Source organism: Gemmiger formicilis, from assembly GCF_016901605.1.
Classification (GTDB): Bacteria; Bacillota; Clostridia; order Oscillospirales; family Ruminococcaceae; genus Gemmiger; species Gemmiger formicilis_B.
This window is the reverse complement of the sequence record NZ_JACJKP010000066.1, coordinates 1-13,914: the sequence shown is the minus strand read 5'-3', so window position 1 is coordinate 13,914 and position 13,914 is coordinate 1. Positions and strand designations below refer to the sequence as shown.

13 protein-coding genes are annotated in these 13,914 nt (G+C 53.6%); 7 read left to right on the top strand and 6 right to left on the bottom strand.

The window, feature by feature from the left end; all coding sequences use genetic code 11:
- Positions 1 to 423 (bottom strand): AlkZ-related protein (locus H6B10_RS06910; protein WP_430661754.1); only part of this gene is annotated, 423 nt, incomplete at its 3' end.
- A 208-nt stretch (positions 424 to 631) separates the two neighbouring features.
- Positions 632 to 1,807: a Fic family protein gene (locus H6B10_RS06905; RefSeq protein WP_204650916.1), complete on the bottom strand. Its 1,176-nt coding sequence runs from the start codon at positions 1,805 to 1,807 to the stop codon at positions 632 to 634.
- Positions 1,808 to 2,002: 195 nt separating this feature from the next.
- On the opposite strand from H6B10_RS06905, the gene H6B10_RS06900 reads away from it, so the two are divergent.
- Positions 2,003 to 3,010, top strand: coding sequence for a hypothetical protein (locus tag H6B10_RS06900; protein WP_204650915.1), 1,008 nt, complete (start codon positions 2,003 to 2,005; stop codon positions 3,008 to 3,010).
- Positions 3,011 to 3,046: 36 nt separating this feature from the next.
- Entirely contained in the window at positions 3,047 to 3,979 is a 933-nt protein-coding gene (locus H6B10_RS18845) for a DUF2971 domain-containing protein (protein WP_204650914.1), read from the top strand.
- 56 nt (positions 3,980 to 4,035) lie between these two features.
- On the opposite strand, the gene H6B10_RS06890 is transcribed toward H6B10_RS18845, so the two are convergent.
- Positions 4,036 to 4,470 (bottom strand): YaiI/YqxD family protein, encoded by a 435-nt coding sequence (locus H6B10_RS06890; RefSeq protein ID WP_204650913.1) that lies wholly within the window; start codon positions 4,468 to 4,470, stop codon positions 4,036 to 4,038.
- Positions 4,451 to 4,732 carry a hypothetical protein gene (locus H6B10_RS06885; protein ID WP_204650912.1) on the bottom strand — a complete coding sequence of 94 codons (282 nt, stop codon included), beginning with the start codon at positions 4,730 to 4,732 and terminating at the stop codon, positions 4,451 to 4,453. Before H6B10_RS06885 ends, H6B10_RS06890 begins: the two co-directional genes overlap by 20 nt.
- Positions 4,733 to 5,677: 945 nt before the next feature.
- Between H6B10_RS06885 and H6B10_RS06880 the strand changes: the two genes are divergently transcribed.
- From H6B10_RS06880 to H6B10_RS06860, 5 genes are all read left to right on the top strand, one after another.
- Complete coding sequence (locus H6B10_RS06880; protein WP_204650911.1) at positions 5,678 to 6,136, top strand: helix-turn-helix transcriptional regulator; 459 nt, start codon at positions 5,678 to 5,680, stop codon at positions 6,134 to 6,136.
- 3 nt (positions 6,137 to 6,139) lie between these two features.
- The gene (locus H6B10_RS06875) at positions 6,140 to 7,045 is read left to right on the top strand and encodes a HipA domain-containing protein (protein WP_204650910.1); all 906 of its coding nucleotides are present in this window, start codon (positions 6,140 to 6,142) and stop codon (positions 7,043 to 7,045) included.
- A 596-nt stretch (positions 7,046 to 7,641) separates the two neighbouring features.
- On the top strand, positions 7,642 to 8,700 hold the full coding sequence (locus H6B10_RS06870) for an AAA family ATPase (protein WP_204650909.1): 1,059 nt from the start codon (positions 7,642 to 7,644) through the stop codon (positions 8,698 to 8,700).
- A 16-nt stretch (positions 8,701 to 8,716) separates the two neighbouring features.
- Positions 8,717 to 9,889, top strand: coding sequence for a tyrosine-type recombinase/integrase (locus H6B10_RS06865; RefSeq protein WP_204650908.1), 1,173 nt, complete (start codon positions 8,717 to 8,719; stop codon positions 9,887 to 9,889).
- A 145-nt stretch (positions 9,890 to 10,034) separates the two neighbouring features.
- Positions 10,035 to 10,211: a hypothetical protein gene (locus tag H6B10_RS06860; protein ID WP_204650907.1), complete on the top strand. Its 177-nt coding sequence runs from the start codon at positions 10,035 to 10,037 to the stop codon at positions 10,209 to 10,211.
- A gap of 376 nt (positions 10,212 to 10,587) precedes the next feature.
- On the opposite strand, the gene H6B10_RS06855 is transcribed toward H6B10_RS06860, so the two are convergent.
- Together H6B10_RS06855 and H6B10_RS06850 are read right to left on the bottom strand one after the other, a co-directional pair.
- The gene (locus H6B10_RS06855) at positions 10,588 to 12,669 is read right to left on the bottom strand and encodes a CocE/NonD family hydrolase (RefSeq protein WP_204650906.1); all 2,082 of its coding nucleotides are present in this window, start codon (positions 12,667 to 12,669) and stop codon (positions 10,588 to 10,590) included.
- Positions 12,670 to 12,691: 22 nt separating this feature from the next.
- Positions 12,692 to 13,861, bottom strand: a complete 1,170-nt coding sequence (locus H6B10_RS06850; protein ID WP_204650905.1) for a DUF819 domain-containing protein — start codon at positions 13,859 to 13,861, stop codon at positions 12,692 to 12,694.
- Positions 13,862 to 13,914 lie beyond the last annotated feature (53 nt).

The window sequence follows — 13,914 nt, the reverse complement described above, 5'->3', positions numbered from 1 at the left end:
TTCATAGGAGAGCAGGGCGTCCGCTTCGGTGAACTGGTCCATGATCTTCTTCTGGCGGACGGTGGCGAGACCATCGTCCCACCGGCTGTCAAAGTCGTAGCCGTCCCGCCGCCAGTTGGCAAAATCCGGGAACCAGGCTTTGGAGATAAAACCCGCCTTCTTGCCAAAAAACTTGCCGTAGGCCACCCGGCCACTGCGGGCAATCATCTGCCGCCACTCCCAGGGGGCACGGGCGGCGTCGCCGCTCCACCAGTCGGTGGGACAGGTGCGCTCCTCCGCCGAAAAGCCGTCGATACCGTTGCGGAACAGGGGCAGGAATCCCACCTTGTCAATCCAGTCCACCAGTTCCTGCCAGCTGTGGATACAGGTCGGGTCCTCCCAGGCCGGACCCCGCATGATCCACTCCCCGTTTTCCACTGCCATCCTGCCGTCCCCCTTTCTGTCTCTGGTAAGAACAGTATAACACAAAACGCCCCGGGCGATGGCCAGGGCATTTTGACCCGCTGGGGAAGAAAAGGAGAATCGTCCATAAGGTAAGAGAAAACGCAACAAGTGAACTTAACAACTTAAGTTTTTGTTATGTTTCTTCACTTATTGCTGCATTACCACTTATGTTGCTGCGATTCTTTCTTTACTTTCCGTCCTGAATCCGGTATTTAACCCGGTTGCCGTAATGGACTGAAGTCAGCAGACCGAGGCGCTCGAATTTGAGAACGAAGCTCCGGATTGTGGCATAAGCCGCATCGCCGAAGTCTTTTTCCAACCGCTTGGTGGAAAACTCTTCGCTGCCATAAGCCGTGAGGACAAACTGCCAGAGCGCCCGTTCCTTCTCGGTAACCTTCCCTTGCCGCAGCGCCTCCTCGAAAGCCTGCAGCGTCCGGAGCTGCAGCAGAGCTTCTTCCAGCCGGTAATACACCGATTCCGCAAAATAGACCAGGAACGGCGTCACATCCAACACGCCGCTGAACAGCTGATTCTGTTCCACCCGGGTGTACGCCTTATAATACCGGGCGCAGCTTTCCTCCACAAAGCGGGACATCGGCACGAACAATGCCGACGAATATCCCTGCTGCACCAGATACCACAAATGGAGCAGACGCGCCATCCGGCCATTTCCGTCAAAGTAGGGGTGCAGATAGGCAAGCCCAAAATGCAAAATGGCTGCTTTGATCAGGTCATTCTGTGCTGCTTTTTCGGCAGCAAATGCCATCAGTTCTTTCATGTAGGCCGGCAGTTTCTGCCAGGGCAATCCGGTATGTTCCGTTTTGCCGTCAATAACCGTCACACCGTCATGGCGATACCAATGGCCAGGGAGCAGGCGATCTTCCTCCGGCAGGAAGTCGCCAATGGTCATCTGATACAGCCGAAAGAGATTTTCCTCCGTGATGGTATGGGACCTGTCCGCGATAAATTCCAGACCCTGTTTCATGCCATAGATGCGATGTTCCTCTTCATTCTCGGGTGCCCGGCCGGACAAAATCCGACGCACGCTTTCCCGGCTGGTGTCAATCTGTTCGATTCGGAATGTAGACAGGATTTCGTCTTCCATCGCCTTGGTTCCATACAGACGGGAACTCTGCTGCAGCGTCAGCAAAACACGCGCCGCCGACAGCGGAATTGGTACCGCCTTGTCCAAGCATACCATGGAATTCCCGTCAAAGTCATGCAGCGGCAGTTCCTGATAGAAATACTGCTTGTGCAGTGTGAGAAATCCCTGCAGATTTTCCTGGCCGTATTTATACCCCATCTTTTTCAGGTCCAGCTGTCCGGGGTCCGAGAGCATCTTGGCGAATACGGAAGAGTCCATGGGAGTCCTTTCTGTTGTGATAGAAAGTAGTATCAATTAGTATCAGTGTACAAAAGATTTCCTTTCTTGGCAATAGCTCCTGTTCGCTCGTATTGTAGCAGAGTGGGAAAAAGCGGTATAATATATTCGATTTTATCTTCACGCGAAAAACGCAGTTTCTTTTTTGATCATATAAAAAGAAAGGATGAATTCATTTTGAAGAACAGTGCTTCTAACGGAAAAGCACATCAGAAAATCGATGGCAAACAGCTTGCGCATTCCCTTGGTGAAGCAGCTTCGGCCGCTGCTGACAATGTGGGAAAGGCTGCGGTATCTGTTGCCGGCAAAACCAAAGAACTGGCTTCCAAATCTCAGGCGGCCGTCTATGGAGCTCTGGACCAGAACGGCGACGGTGAAGTCAACATCGAGGATGTCATTTTGATGGGGCTCCGGGTGCCGGGGATTCGGGTCAACCGGGAGCAGTTCCTTCGCAAGGAGCTGCAAAGCAAATGCACGCCCGAAGTGATCGAAAACGCGGTATCCTCCACACCGCTTCGCGCCGGGATTCCGCAGGAACTGATCAACCGCATTGCCGATGAAGTCATTCAGTATGAGCGCGTTTGCGTGTCCGGCATCTCTGCCGCTCTGGGTATGCCGGGCGGTGTTGCCATGGCGGCCACGATTCCCGCCGACATTGCCCAGTACTACGGGTATATGCTCCGTGCCACCCAGAAACTGATGTATCTCTATGGCTTCCCCCAAATTGATGTGGAGGAAAACGGCCAGGTTTTTGATTCTGAAACGATGAATCTTCTGATTCTCTGCATGGGTGTCATGTACGGCGTCGTTGGGGCAAACAACGCTCTGAAGGCGGTGGCCAAGGCGCTGGGAAACGGCGTGGAAAAGCAACTGCTTCGCCGGGCCTTGACCAAAGGCACCATCTTCCCCATTGTAAGAAATGTGTCCAAGTGGTTTGGCGTGCGGATGACCAAACAGATCTTCGCCGGGTTCTTTAAAAAGGCGATTCCAGTGGTCGGCGGTGTGCTGGGCGGCGGAATCACCTATCTGTCTTTCAAGCCCTGCTGTGATAAGCTGAAGGCCTCCTTACAGAACACGATTCTGAGCAATCCGGATTATCAGAACTCCGAAGCAGAAGATGCCATTCTGGCCGAGTTTGCCGATGTGACTGCCAGCGGGTGTGGAGCTGTCCCGGGAACGGTATAGTTCCGGAGCTCGCCGGCACTTTGTGGATGGAGAGGAGTGATTTTTGCCTTGTGCATAAGAGATCAAGAATCCGCCAGAATTCGTAAAGCACGTAAACAATTGGAACGAAAAACCGCACAGTGGCTCTTAAAGGAAGATGCCGCTTCCGACCAGGCATTCGATAAAGCCGCCCATGCCTATCTGGGAAAGCTGCATTACAAATTATACAAATATCAGGGAATCCCAGATTGCAAGGCCAAAGGCGAAGACTATCTGCGCTTGAAAAGGCACCTGCAAAATCATGAGATGAGCCTTTCCAGTCCAAGTACATTCAACGATCCATTCGATTGCCACATGGCATTTCCCGGCACTTCCAGGCAGGACCTTGCTACGCGTTCCCGAGACATCGTGAATACCATCTGGCGCGTGGGATGCCTGACAGAAAGTCCCTGTAACCGACTGATGTGGTCACATTATGCTGACAATCACCGAGGGCTGTGTATTGAATATGATTTTTCTGCCTTTGATCCTTTTACTGCCAGAGTCACTTTTGCTCCTGTAATCTATTCACCAAACCGTCCGCAGGTTCCGGAAAAGCTTTTGAACGATGTTGCCACAGATCAGCTTGACCGGCAAGATTTTCGCTTCCTGACAAGTACACTCTTTACGAAAGATTCCGTTTGGCAATACGAATCAGAATGGCGAATTGTCAAGGGCGTTCATACCTGTGCATCGTACACAAAACAGTCTTGCAGTTCTAGATGTGGGCTTCCGTACTCTATTCCCGAATGTTATCTAGCACCCTCCCTCTATTATGAATTTGAGATGCCGCCCATCTCCGCTGTATACTTTGGTGCTTCCATAGATGACTCTTGCAAAGGACAGGTTGCCAAAAAGGAATTGCAAGAACTTTGCAGCCGTGCCGGTATTCCAACCTTTTCCATGCGGTTGGATGAAGTAGGCTATGCTGTTCGTCCGATTCCAGAATAATACCAAGCCCCCCGCAGCGGCTGCTGCGAGGGGCTGTTTTTTTATTCCTTTCGTCTTTACTCTTTCAGCGGTTTCTCCAGCGCTCTCACGAAGGCCTCATCCTGCTCCCGCGTGCGTTTGGCTGGCCCTTTCGGGTGCTTGCCGGCACGGAGGAGTTTTTTGTTTTCATGCCGACGGGCCAGCAGACCGTCAATGTTCCGGGCCGTGTACTCCAGCCCGTTTTGGTTGAGCACTCTGGCCCGCCGAGCCAGGCACATACTGGCAAGCCCATAGTCCTGGGTGATGACAATATCCCCCGGCTGCACCCGGTTGACCAGGGCAAAGTCCACGCTGTCAGCTCCCTTGTCAAAGACCAGCGTCTCAGCACCCTCCCGCTCGATGTGATGGGCCATATCACAGAGGATTTTCACCGGCACACCATGGAACCGGCCAATTCGCACCGTCAGGTCCACCACCGGGCAGCCGTCTGCGTCAATCAAAATCGTTGGCATCCTGATTTCCTTTCTGTTCCGTTATTGCAAGAGCGACAAAACACCAAGAAGGATCACAATGATCATGAACAGCCCTCCCAGTTCGGCCAGGCTCTGCAGCAAGCTTTCCTCTTCCTTGGGAGGCACATTGTGCGGCTTTTGCTCCACCCGTTTTGCTTCGGAATGCTTGGAACTTTTCGGAAAATTGCGATTGAATGTCTGTGTATAAATGTACATACCCATCAATTCCCTTGCCAAAATAGCCGAAATCCCAGTCTTTCATGGCAGCCATCCTCCTGACCATCTGCTTTTCTATACATACATTGTAGCACAACGCCAGTCCTATAATGGGTATCGCAAGTCTATGCCGCCGTTGATCGGCGGCTTTTTGTTTGTATTGTAGCAGTTTTATCTTTCTTTTCCTCCTTTTTTCAAAAAAATGAGATAAATATCGCAAAAGTTGCGAGGTTTGCCTGCTATGATGGCAGCGCAAAAGGAGATAATGCAAAAAAACTTTTTTAATGTAACAAAAGTTGTTAGGTTTTTCTGTTATGCTCCCAGCAAAGCAGCTTTTCTATTATGAATTTTCTGAGAACATTTTTTAAATATGCCAGGATATGGCATATTTAGCTGATAGGCTGATTATGGGTGGCTGCAAAACAGAGTGTTTGTCATGCCATCTGTAAATTCTTTATGAATCCTTGTTTAAATCGTAAGGTTTATTTCCTATTTGCGCATTAAGCTGATAAACAAGGGGGCAGTGAATCTTATTAAGATTCACTGTCTGATTGAACCAGGCAGGTGTGAATCTTAATAAGATTCACAAGGACAGCTGCTTTTCAGAAAAAGTGAATCATAGCATGATTCACTTTTTTCACATGACGAGGGAAAGCCCAGGAAAGTGAATCATAGCATGATTCACTTTCTCACCGGCTTTTTCCCACCGACTGGGAATGAAAAGGGGCCCAAAGGCCCCCAACCTGCTGGCAGACGGTTTTGCTAGCATAGCGTTTGGATATCCAAACGCCTTTTTCCTTGGGAGAACCCAAACCCCTGCCTTTTGTTTCCAAATACGTCGCCGCAACAATCGCGCCTTACAACCCTCCCCGGCCGGATTGTTAATTCTGACCGCAACCGCAAAATCAACTTTATAAGCCCTTATTTCCGTAAAACCGTTGACTGACGGTCGGTATACCGATATACTGGATAGTGGAAGGAGGGGAACTGTATGGATCTGCAAGGCTATCTGGATAGCAAAAATATTACCAAATATCGCTTGTCAAAAATCAGCGGTGTTCCCAAAACAACCATTATAGATATTTGCTCCGGGAAAAGTTCCCTGCAAAAATGTTCTGCCCGGACCGTGCAGCAGCTTGCAAAGGCGTTGGGGTGTACTATGGAATTCATCCTGACTTTGGATGCGGCGCAAAGCTACGACAGAGAAAGCGGCCTGCCAAAACAAAAGAACTACCTGGAACGCGGTTTGCCCGCCTATCTTCAATCTTCCTTGGAAAATATGATTACTTCCTGGAAACTTGTGGATAATGGAAAGAAAGATTACCATTGGGATCTGAATTGGAGCGAACTGAATGCGGATATCAATTCGGCAGAGGTGGAACAAGAGATTTCCCCTGAACAGGCTTGGTACCTGCGGGAGAAATATTTAAGGATGAAACGAGGTGATTGACCTGTGATTGATTTTACAAACCTTCCTGTACGGAACAAGACCTATGCAGGTGCAAATGGCAGCAAGATTTCCGTGTTATACAACAACGAACTGTATATGTTAAAGTTTCCTGCTGCACCTTCCATCAATAAAAACCTGAGCTATGCCAATGGGTGCATCTCGGAATACCTCGGTTCCCACATTTTTGCAATCGTCGGCATTCCCGTACAGGAAACTCTGTTGGGAACGTATACCAAAAACGGAAAAGAAAAAATTGTCGTTGCCTGTAAGGACTTCACCTCGGGCGGTCTTGTATTGCAGGATTTTGCCTCCCTGAAAAATACGATTATCGATTCTGTCCACAACGGCTACGGCACAGAACTCAGCGATATTATCAAGACCTTAGAAGAACAGCACGCTATGGACCCCCAACAACTCAAGGACCGGTTCTGGGATATGTTTATTGTCGATGCTCTCATTGGCAACTGGGACAGGCACAATGGCAACTGGGGATTTCTGTACGACAGCAGAACCGACGAAATATCGCTTGCTCCGGTTTACGACTGCGGAAGCTGTCTGTTTCCACAAGCAGACGAAGAGATCATGGAAAGAACATTGGAAGATCCTGCGGAGTTGGAATTGCGTATCTTTGAAAGACCTCTTTCGGGTATCAAAGAAAACGGCCAGAAAATCCAATATTTCAAGTTCATTTCCTCCCTGAAAAATCCGGACTGCAACAAAGCCCTGAAGCGAATCGTTCCCAGAATCAATATGAACCAGATTTATGGTCTGATCGAAACAACCCCGTTCCTATCGACGCTGCAAAGGAATTTCTACAGAACCATGCTCCGTGCGAGAAAAGAAAGAATCCTGGATTTTTCTCTCCAAAAACTTCGCAAACGGGAACGTCTTCGGGAGCAGAGTCGTTGATTCATAGAAAAAGCCAAAATTTTGCGTAAAGCCAACGCAGAAAATTTCATATTTGGCGTGTATAGTAAAAAGTACTTTCTGGACCTTGAAAATTGAATATTCAGCACGATCGGTACGTTCCACGGAAAGAGAGCGAGAGATTGTTGGCGCCAGGATGGCCGCTATGGCCGGAGCGATTCCACAACGATCCAAGGGAAATCCCATAAGCCACCGGGATTTCTCCGCCAGGACCTTTCGAGTGGTGACAATGATACGCAGGTTTCCCCACACGTCAGATGGGGCTGCACGTTTCAGGTTGCAATCTTTAGACCTCCAACGAATGCAGGTGAACGGGCGGTGGCGCCCTGCCGGTCGTGTTCCTCCAGTCCGGGGGCGAGCGGCAAACAGGACTGATACTTTTCTTTTAATATAGAACTTGCCTGTGCAAGTGATTTTTATAAAAGCGCATATTGGCGTGCATTTTTTGATTTTTGAAAAGATATACGGGGAAAGTGTACCCTTTTGTATCCCATCATTACATACAAAGCACCCGGTGCCTTTGACAGAAATGTCGAGGGCACCGGGTGCTTTTTTGTTTTTCAAGAAAGGAAATGTCTATGTCAAACGAACTCAAAACCTATACCCTTCAGGAACTCTATGCCCACCCCATTGAGCCCATCTGCTGGCTGGTGGAAGGACTGCTGGCACCCGGGTTGTACTTTCTGGGCGGCTCGCCCAAAGTGGGCAAAAGTTGGCTGGCGCTGCAGCTCTGCCTGGCGGTCTGCCGGGGAGAACCCTTTCTCGGGTTCCGTACCCGGAAAAGTGAGGTACTCTATCTGGCATTGGAGGACGGGCCGCGGCGGCTGCACGCCCGCGCTTTACGCCTGACCGAGGAAGCGCCCGCCGGGTTGCACCTTTGCGGCCACGCGCTCCTGATCGGGCAGGGGCTGGAGCAGCAGCTGGATCGGATGCTGGTCGAGCACCCGGGCATCCGGCTGGTCATCATTGACACGCTGCAAAAAGTCCGGGCGGTGGCCGGTGCCAACACGTCTTACGGCAACGATTATCAGGATGCCGCCGCACTGAAAGAACTGGCCGACCGCTGCAATGTCTGTCTGCTGGTCATTCACCACCTGCGCAAAATGCCCGACGAGGACCCTTTCAATCGGCTGTCCGGCACCAACGGTCTGACCGGAGCCGCCGACGGCACCATTATTCTCATCCGCCAGAAGCGCCAGGAGGGAACGGCCCTGCTGACGGCCACCGGGCGGGATATCGAAGATGTGGAACTGACGCTGGAATTCTCCGACTGCTGCTGGAGCCGCAGCTGCTCGCCGGATGAGTTGCAGCTGATGTACCTTTTGCCATCCATCCGACAGTTACTTGCCACCGGGGAATTTCTCGGGTCCGCCACAGAGTTGGTGGAAAAGCTGGGGCAACAGGGCGAATTGTGGGGACCGGCGCAACTGTCACGCTACCTGCAAAGCCACAAGGATGTCCTGGCGGCGCAGGGAATTTTGCTGGACACGAAACGCAGCAACCACAAACGGTTTCTGTCGCTTTGCCTGGCGGAAAGTGACACGGGTGACGGCAATGACGCTTGTGACAGTGGGGGCCAGGCACAGGATATACCGTCACAACCGTCATCACCGTCACTGCCGTCACAGGCATCTTGATCGGGGAGGAACGCACATGGCTTATATTCAACAACGCGGAGAAAGAAAATATAAAATTACAGTTTGTAATGGATACACCGCGGCAGGCAAAAAGCGGATGCAGGCGCGCACCATCGACGTGCCCAAAGACATCCCCAAGCGGAGCATCCAGCAATATGTGTACGCCGAAGCGGAGCGATTGGAAAAACGATTCCGCACCGGCATCGACGAAAGTGAAAATACCAGGTTCGAGACCTACGCAGAGCATTGGCTGGAACGGATGGCCAAGCGATACAAAGCCAGCACACTGGCCGGCTACCGAAAAATGTTGGAGGTGGCGTACCCGTATATTGGAGGTTTGCCGCTCTGCAAGATGCGGCCGATGGTCCTGGAGGAACTTGCAGAAGAACTGCGCAAGCGGCCCGGGCGGGGCGGCAAGCCTCTGAGCGAAAACACCGTACATAAATATCTGGATGCCGTTTCCGCCGTCTTGCAGGACGCCGCGAAAAATGACATCCTGCTCTATAATCCTGCCCACCGGGTTGAAAAAGTCCGGGTGGAAAAGGTACAGCAGCGTATTCCCCAACAATGGGAGATGCAAAAGCTCCTGCAGTGCATTTTGCAGGAGCCGCTGCTTTATAGGGTGTACTACCTGATGGCCCTCTCCACTGGCCTGCGCCGCGGTGAGCTGTGCGCCCTTCGGTGGAGTGACCTGCACGGCGGCAATCAGGTGAAGATCCAACATTCCCGCAGCACTGTGGTAGGGCAGGGCGTGCTGGAAAGCGACACCAAGAACCACCGCACCCGCATCGTGGTCATGCCGCAGATCGTCTTCGACGAGCTGGGAGAACTGTTCACTGAGCAGGCCCTGGAAAACAACGGGGCCGACTGGAACGGGTTGATTTTCCAGCGAAAAGGCAAGCCGGTACATCCCAACACTTTCAGCCACCATCTGCGGCGGCTGTACGATAAAAACGGATTTCCCGAGGAATACCACCTGCACACCATGCGGCATTTCTTCGCCACCTATCTGCTGGAACACGGCACCAGCAAACAGGTGGCAGCCGACCTGCTGGGTCACGCAGATACCGCCTTCCTGGAACGAACCTACTGCCACCCGCAGGATATCTGCAAAGAGGAGGCTGCCGGGTTGTTTGATTCTCTGCTGGCACCGGCAGAGGAAGAATACTGCGACACTTTGCAAGACTGACATTCCCCGGGCAATGAGCTTGGAGGCAAGGCTTCTTCTTTTTTATTTCGATAAATCGTATTTTATTTTCTCTATATGCTCGCGAAAACTTTTATATTCTATGTACCTCAATTTAAGGTAATTATATAAGATTCTATTGGAAGGTGTGCAAAAACTACTGGCCAAAAATGAAGAACTGCGAGAGTGTGATTTGACAAAAACGCCGAAAGAGGCATCCGCACTCTCGGCAAAGTTGGTTGTTTTTTGGTTGCAAAAGCAGTCTTCTTTTCAAGCAAAATATTCAAAAAGCAGCGATGAAGCATTGGCTTCTGTATTGGCTTGACGCTTATGTAAAGCCCGTTTCCAAACCGTCCGGCTAAGGTATTTTTGATGTACTCGTATACCATACCCCTGTGTGCGAGGGGGTAGCTTGTGCAGTTGACAGACCGTACTTTTATTCGGGCAGAGGGAGTTTTTCTTTCTGCAGTACCGATTATAGTCTTCTTTGGAACCACTCGCCCAGCGAGTGGTTTTCGTTATACAAAACCGCCGCGCCCGGTCCCTGCCGGGAGGGCGGCGGCGTGGTATCAAAATTGCATCAGGAACAACACCCAAGGCTCGGTCTGGATGGATACGGATTCAGGATTTTATGTAGCGCCCCCGGAACAGGCCGCTTGAGGGATATTTCGCTTCTGCCGACCGGGAGAACCATCAATGACTCAGGGCTCCACCCGCACCGTCAGGCGGGAGGCGTGCAGTCCGCCGTGGTGTACCCGGTTGTGGGCCACCACGGTCCGGGCGGAGGCATAGCCTTCCCGGGTGTTGCTGTTGGGGAAGATGAAATTCTTGGCGCTGGAGGTGACGGTCACCCGGATGCGGTGACCTTTCCGGAAGCAGTTGGACAGCTTGGTGGTGCGGATCTTCAGGCAGACGATCTCTCCCTCCCGCAAAAATTCCGACCGGGCAAAGCCGTTGCGGTAGCGGGCGCTGAGCAGGCCGTCCGCCAGCTTGATGGACCGGCCGTTCTCGTCCACATCGGTAACACGCACCACAAAGTCGGTGTCCGGCGCGTCGGAAGAAATGTACAGCTCCGCCGTCATATCGCCGGTCAGGACCAGGTCCTCCTCCAGCACGGGGGAGGTGTAGCACAGCAGATCCTGGCGCAGTTCCTCCTGGGTGTAGTCCTCCGGCACCTCGATCTCGTTCTCCGACATATCGATGATGTGCAGGGAAGGATGCTCGGGGTCATAGGCGTAGCCGTCGCTGTTCTCCTGTTCCGGCTTGGCAAAGGTCAGCCGCCCGTCCCCGGCGGAGGTGTTGGCGTGGCCGTTGCTGTCCAGGTACAGGTGGGTGACCCGGGTCTCGGGCACCGGCCAGTTTTCAGCGGTCTTCCATACCTCCTGGCCCAGGGTGTAGTATTCCACCGGGGCGGTCTGGTCGATGCCGTTATCCACCTCCTTGAGGTGATGCTCGAACCAGCGGAAATACAGCCAGTCCAGATCAAAGCGCAGCGCCTGGCTGCCGAAGGATACCCCGTGCATGTCGTATTTGCTGTTGCCGCTGTGCTGCCAGGGCCCCAGAATGACCTTGCGCATACCCCGGGGGAAGTCGTGAACCAGTTCCAGGGCTTCGGTGGTGCCCATGCCGTTGTCGTCAAACCAACCGGACTGGATAAGTGCCGGAATCTGCGCCCCAGCGGAACGCTCCTGCCAGTTGGACTGACGCCAGAAATCATTGTAATCGCTGGGTTCCAGCCACCGGGTGATGAAAGGCACATCGTATCCCAGGGCTTTTTTGGGCAGGTCGGTCAGGGGGCGGATGTTTAGCACTTCCTCCCAGTCATCCCGCTCCATCAGCTCGGGGCGGAAGTTTTTCTGAGACACCGCAAAGGCCCAGGCCAGCATACCCGAGGTGAAGGACCCGCCCCGGCGGGGCAGATCCACAAAGGAGCTGCCCGCGCAGACCACGCTGATCAGGGCTTTCAGGTGGGGGTTGCCGCTGGCGGCGGCCGCCCACTGTACATAGCCCAGGTAGGAACCGCCCACCATGCCGATGCGTCCGCTGCACCAGGGCTGGGCGGCGATCCAGTTCAGGGTATCGTCGCCGTCCTCCACCTCGTGGTAGTTGGGCAGCCATTCACCTTCGCTGGCGTTGCGGCCGCGCACATCCTGTACCACTACCGCATAGCCGCGCTGAACGTAGCGGTAGTAGACTTCACAGCCGTCCTCCTTGCCGTAGGGGGTACGCACCAGCACCGCAGGTACTGGGGAGCCGCAGCCTTTGGGCAGATATACGTCGGTGGAAAGATTCACTCCGTCCCTCATGGGCACCGGGAAGGTTCCCGCGTGCTCTACCGGGAACAGCTGCTCCTCCGGCCAGGTCGAGCACCACAGGCGCAGGATGGTCTCCTCCTCGGCGCCGGGTTCCACCAGAACCGTGACCATCTCCCGGGCAGGGCAGGTGACGGCGATCAGCCGCCCCTCTTTCATCTGTTTGTTGTTGGGGAATTTTACATCCCGCTGCAGATAGCTGCAACCGTCCTCGCTGGTGTAGCGCTCGCCGCACAGCGAAACTTCCCCGGTGCCCTGCAGGCCCGCCTCGTAGTGGGACAGGTTCTGCCCCAGGGCGGCAAAGTCCATTTTTACAAAGGAACGGTAAAAATCCCGGTCCTGGTCGGTCAGCTCCTGCCAGTCCAGCAGCGCGCCGGTGTGCACGTCCAGTTTCTGGATCTGGGGTGTGCCGTCGCCCAGGCGCAGCCTGCCGTACAGGATGCCTGAAACATATAAGTCAAAATTGCGCATTTCCGTTTCTCCCGTTTTCTGCTCAGGCGCCGATGAGGGCGCGGATGGCGTAGGCTACACCGATGCCTACATAGTTGCCCAGGGCACCGGCCAGTACGCCCATGAGCAGACCGATGTTGATGAGGGTCTTCCACTGAGCGCTGGAGGCGATGAGGGCGGCAGTGGGGCCGTCCGAGATGCAGCCCACGATGGACAGCAGCACATACTCAAACTTGACTTTGAGAAGCCGGGTGATGAGCAGGTGCAGCAGGATGGAACAAGCGATGACGCAGAAGCAGAACAGGGTGATGTAGAAGGTGGAGCCGAAGAACTGCTGCAGGTCTACCGCAAAGCCGATGGTCACCAGGAACAGCAACGCTACGAAAAGGCCCAGGTCAAAGTTGCCGCGCAGCTTGCGGATGGCCGGCACCTGTGCCAGGATGATGGAGAAGGTGGTGATGAGCAGGATGCGCCCCGCGCTGCGGAATCCTTCGCCGAACACCGCATTGGCAATGGTGGTGGACACCCACACAGTGCCGAAACCGATGGCCAGCAACCAGGCGATCTCCCGGATGGACCATTCCTTGGAGGCCATCAGTTCCTCGTGGTCGCCGTCACCCAGCAGTTCCGCCTCGCTCATCTCATAGGGCCACAGTTTTTTCAGACGTTTGGAATTCTTGTACAGGGCGGGGGCGGCGAACATCAAGATCAGTGTGGGAATGCCCACCACATAGTCGGCGGCGTTGGCCGAGGCGATGGTGGTCTTGCTGGCCTCCAGGCCTACGGCGATGGCGGTCAGGTTGGAGCTGCCGCCGGTGTAGGTGCCCACGAACATGCCGGCCACCTTCCAGCCTTCGTCGATCTTGCCTGCGAACAGTACGCCGAACACCAGGGCCGCCACACAGACGCTGCATATAGCCGACACCAGCGCAATGACCGGCTCTTTGGACAGCTTGCGCATCTGTTTCAGGTCCAGGCTCAGCAGGCAGATGGAAACGGACAACGGCACGCAGTAGCTGCTGATGGCATCATAGGTTGCGCTGGAGGTGGGCACGATCCGCAGGTTGGACATCACGATGCCCATGACGATAACCGTCAGGGCCGGGCCCAGTGTTTTGAACGCCTTGAACCGCTGCAGCCAGAACCCCAGGGCGACTGTGGCGAACATGATGAACAGGAGCGCGCCTTCGGAGGAAAAAATCGTATTCGGCATAATGTACCTCTCTCTGCGGGGGGCCGCTTAAAAATCAATGTCGATGCCGAGGC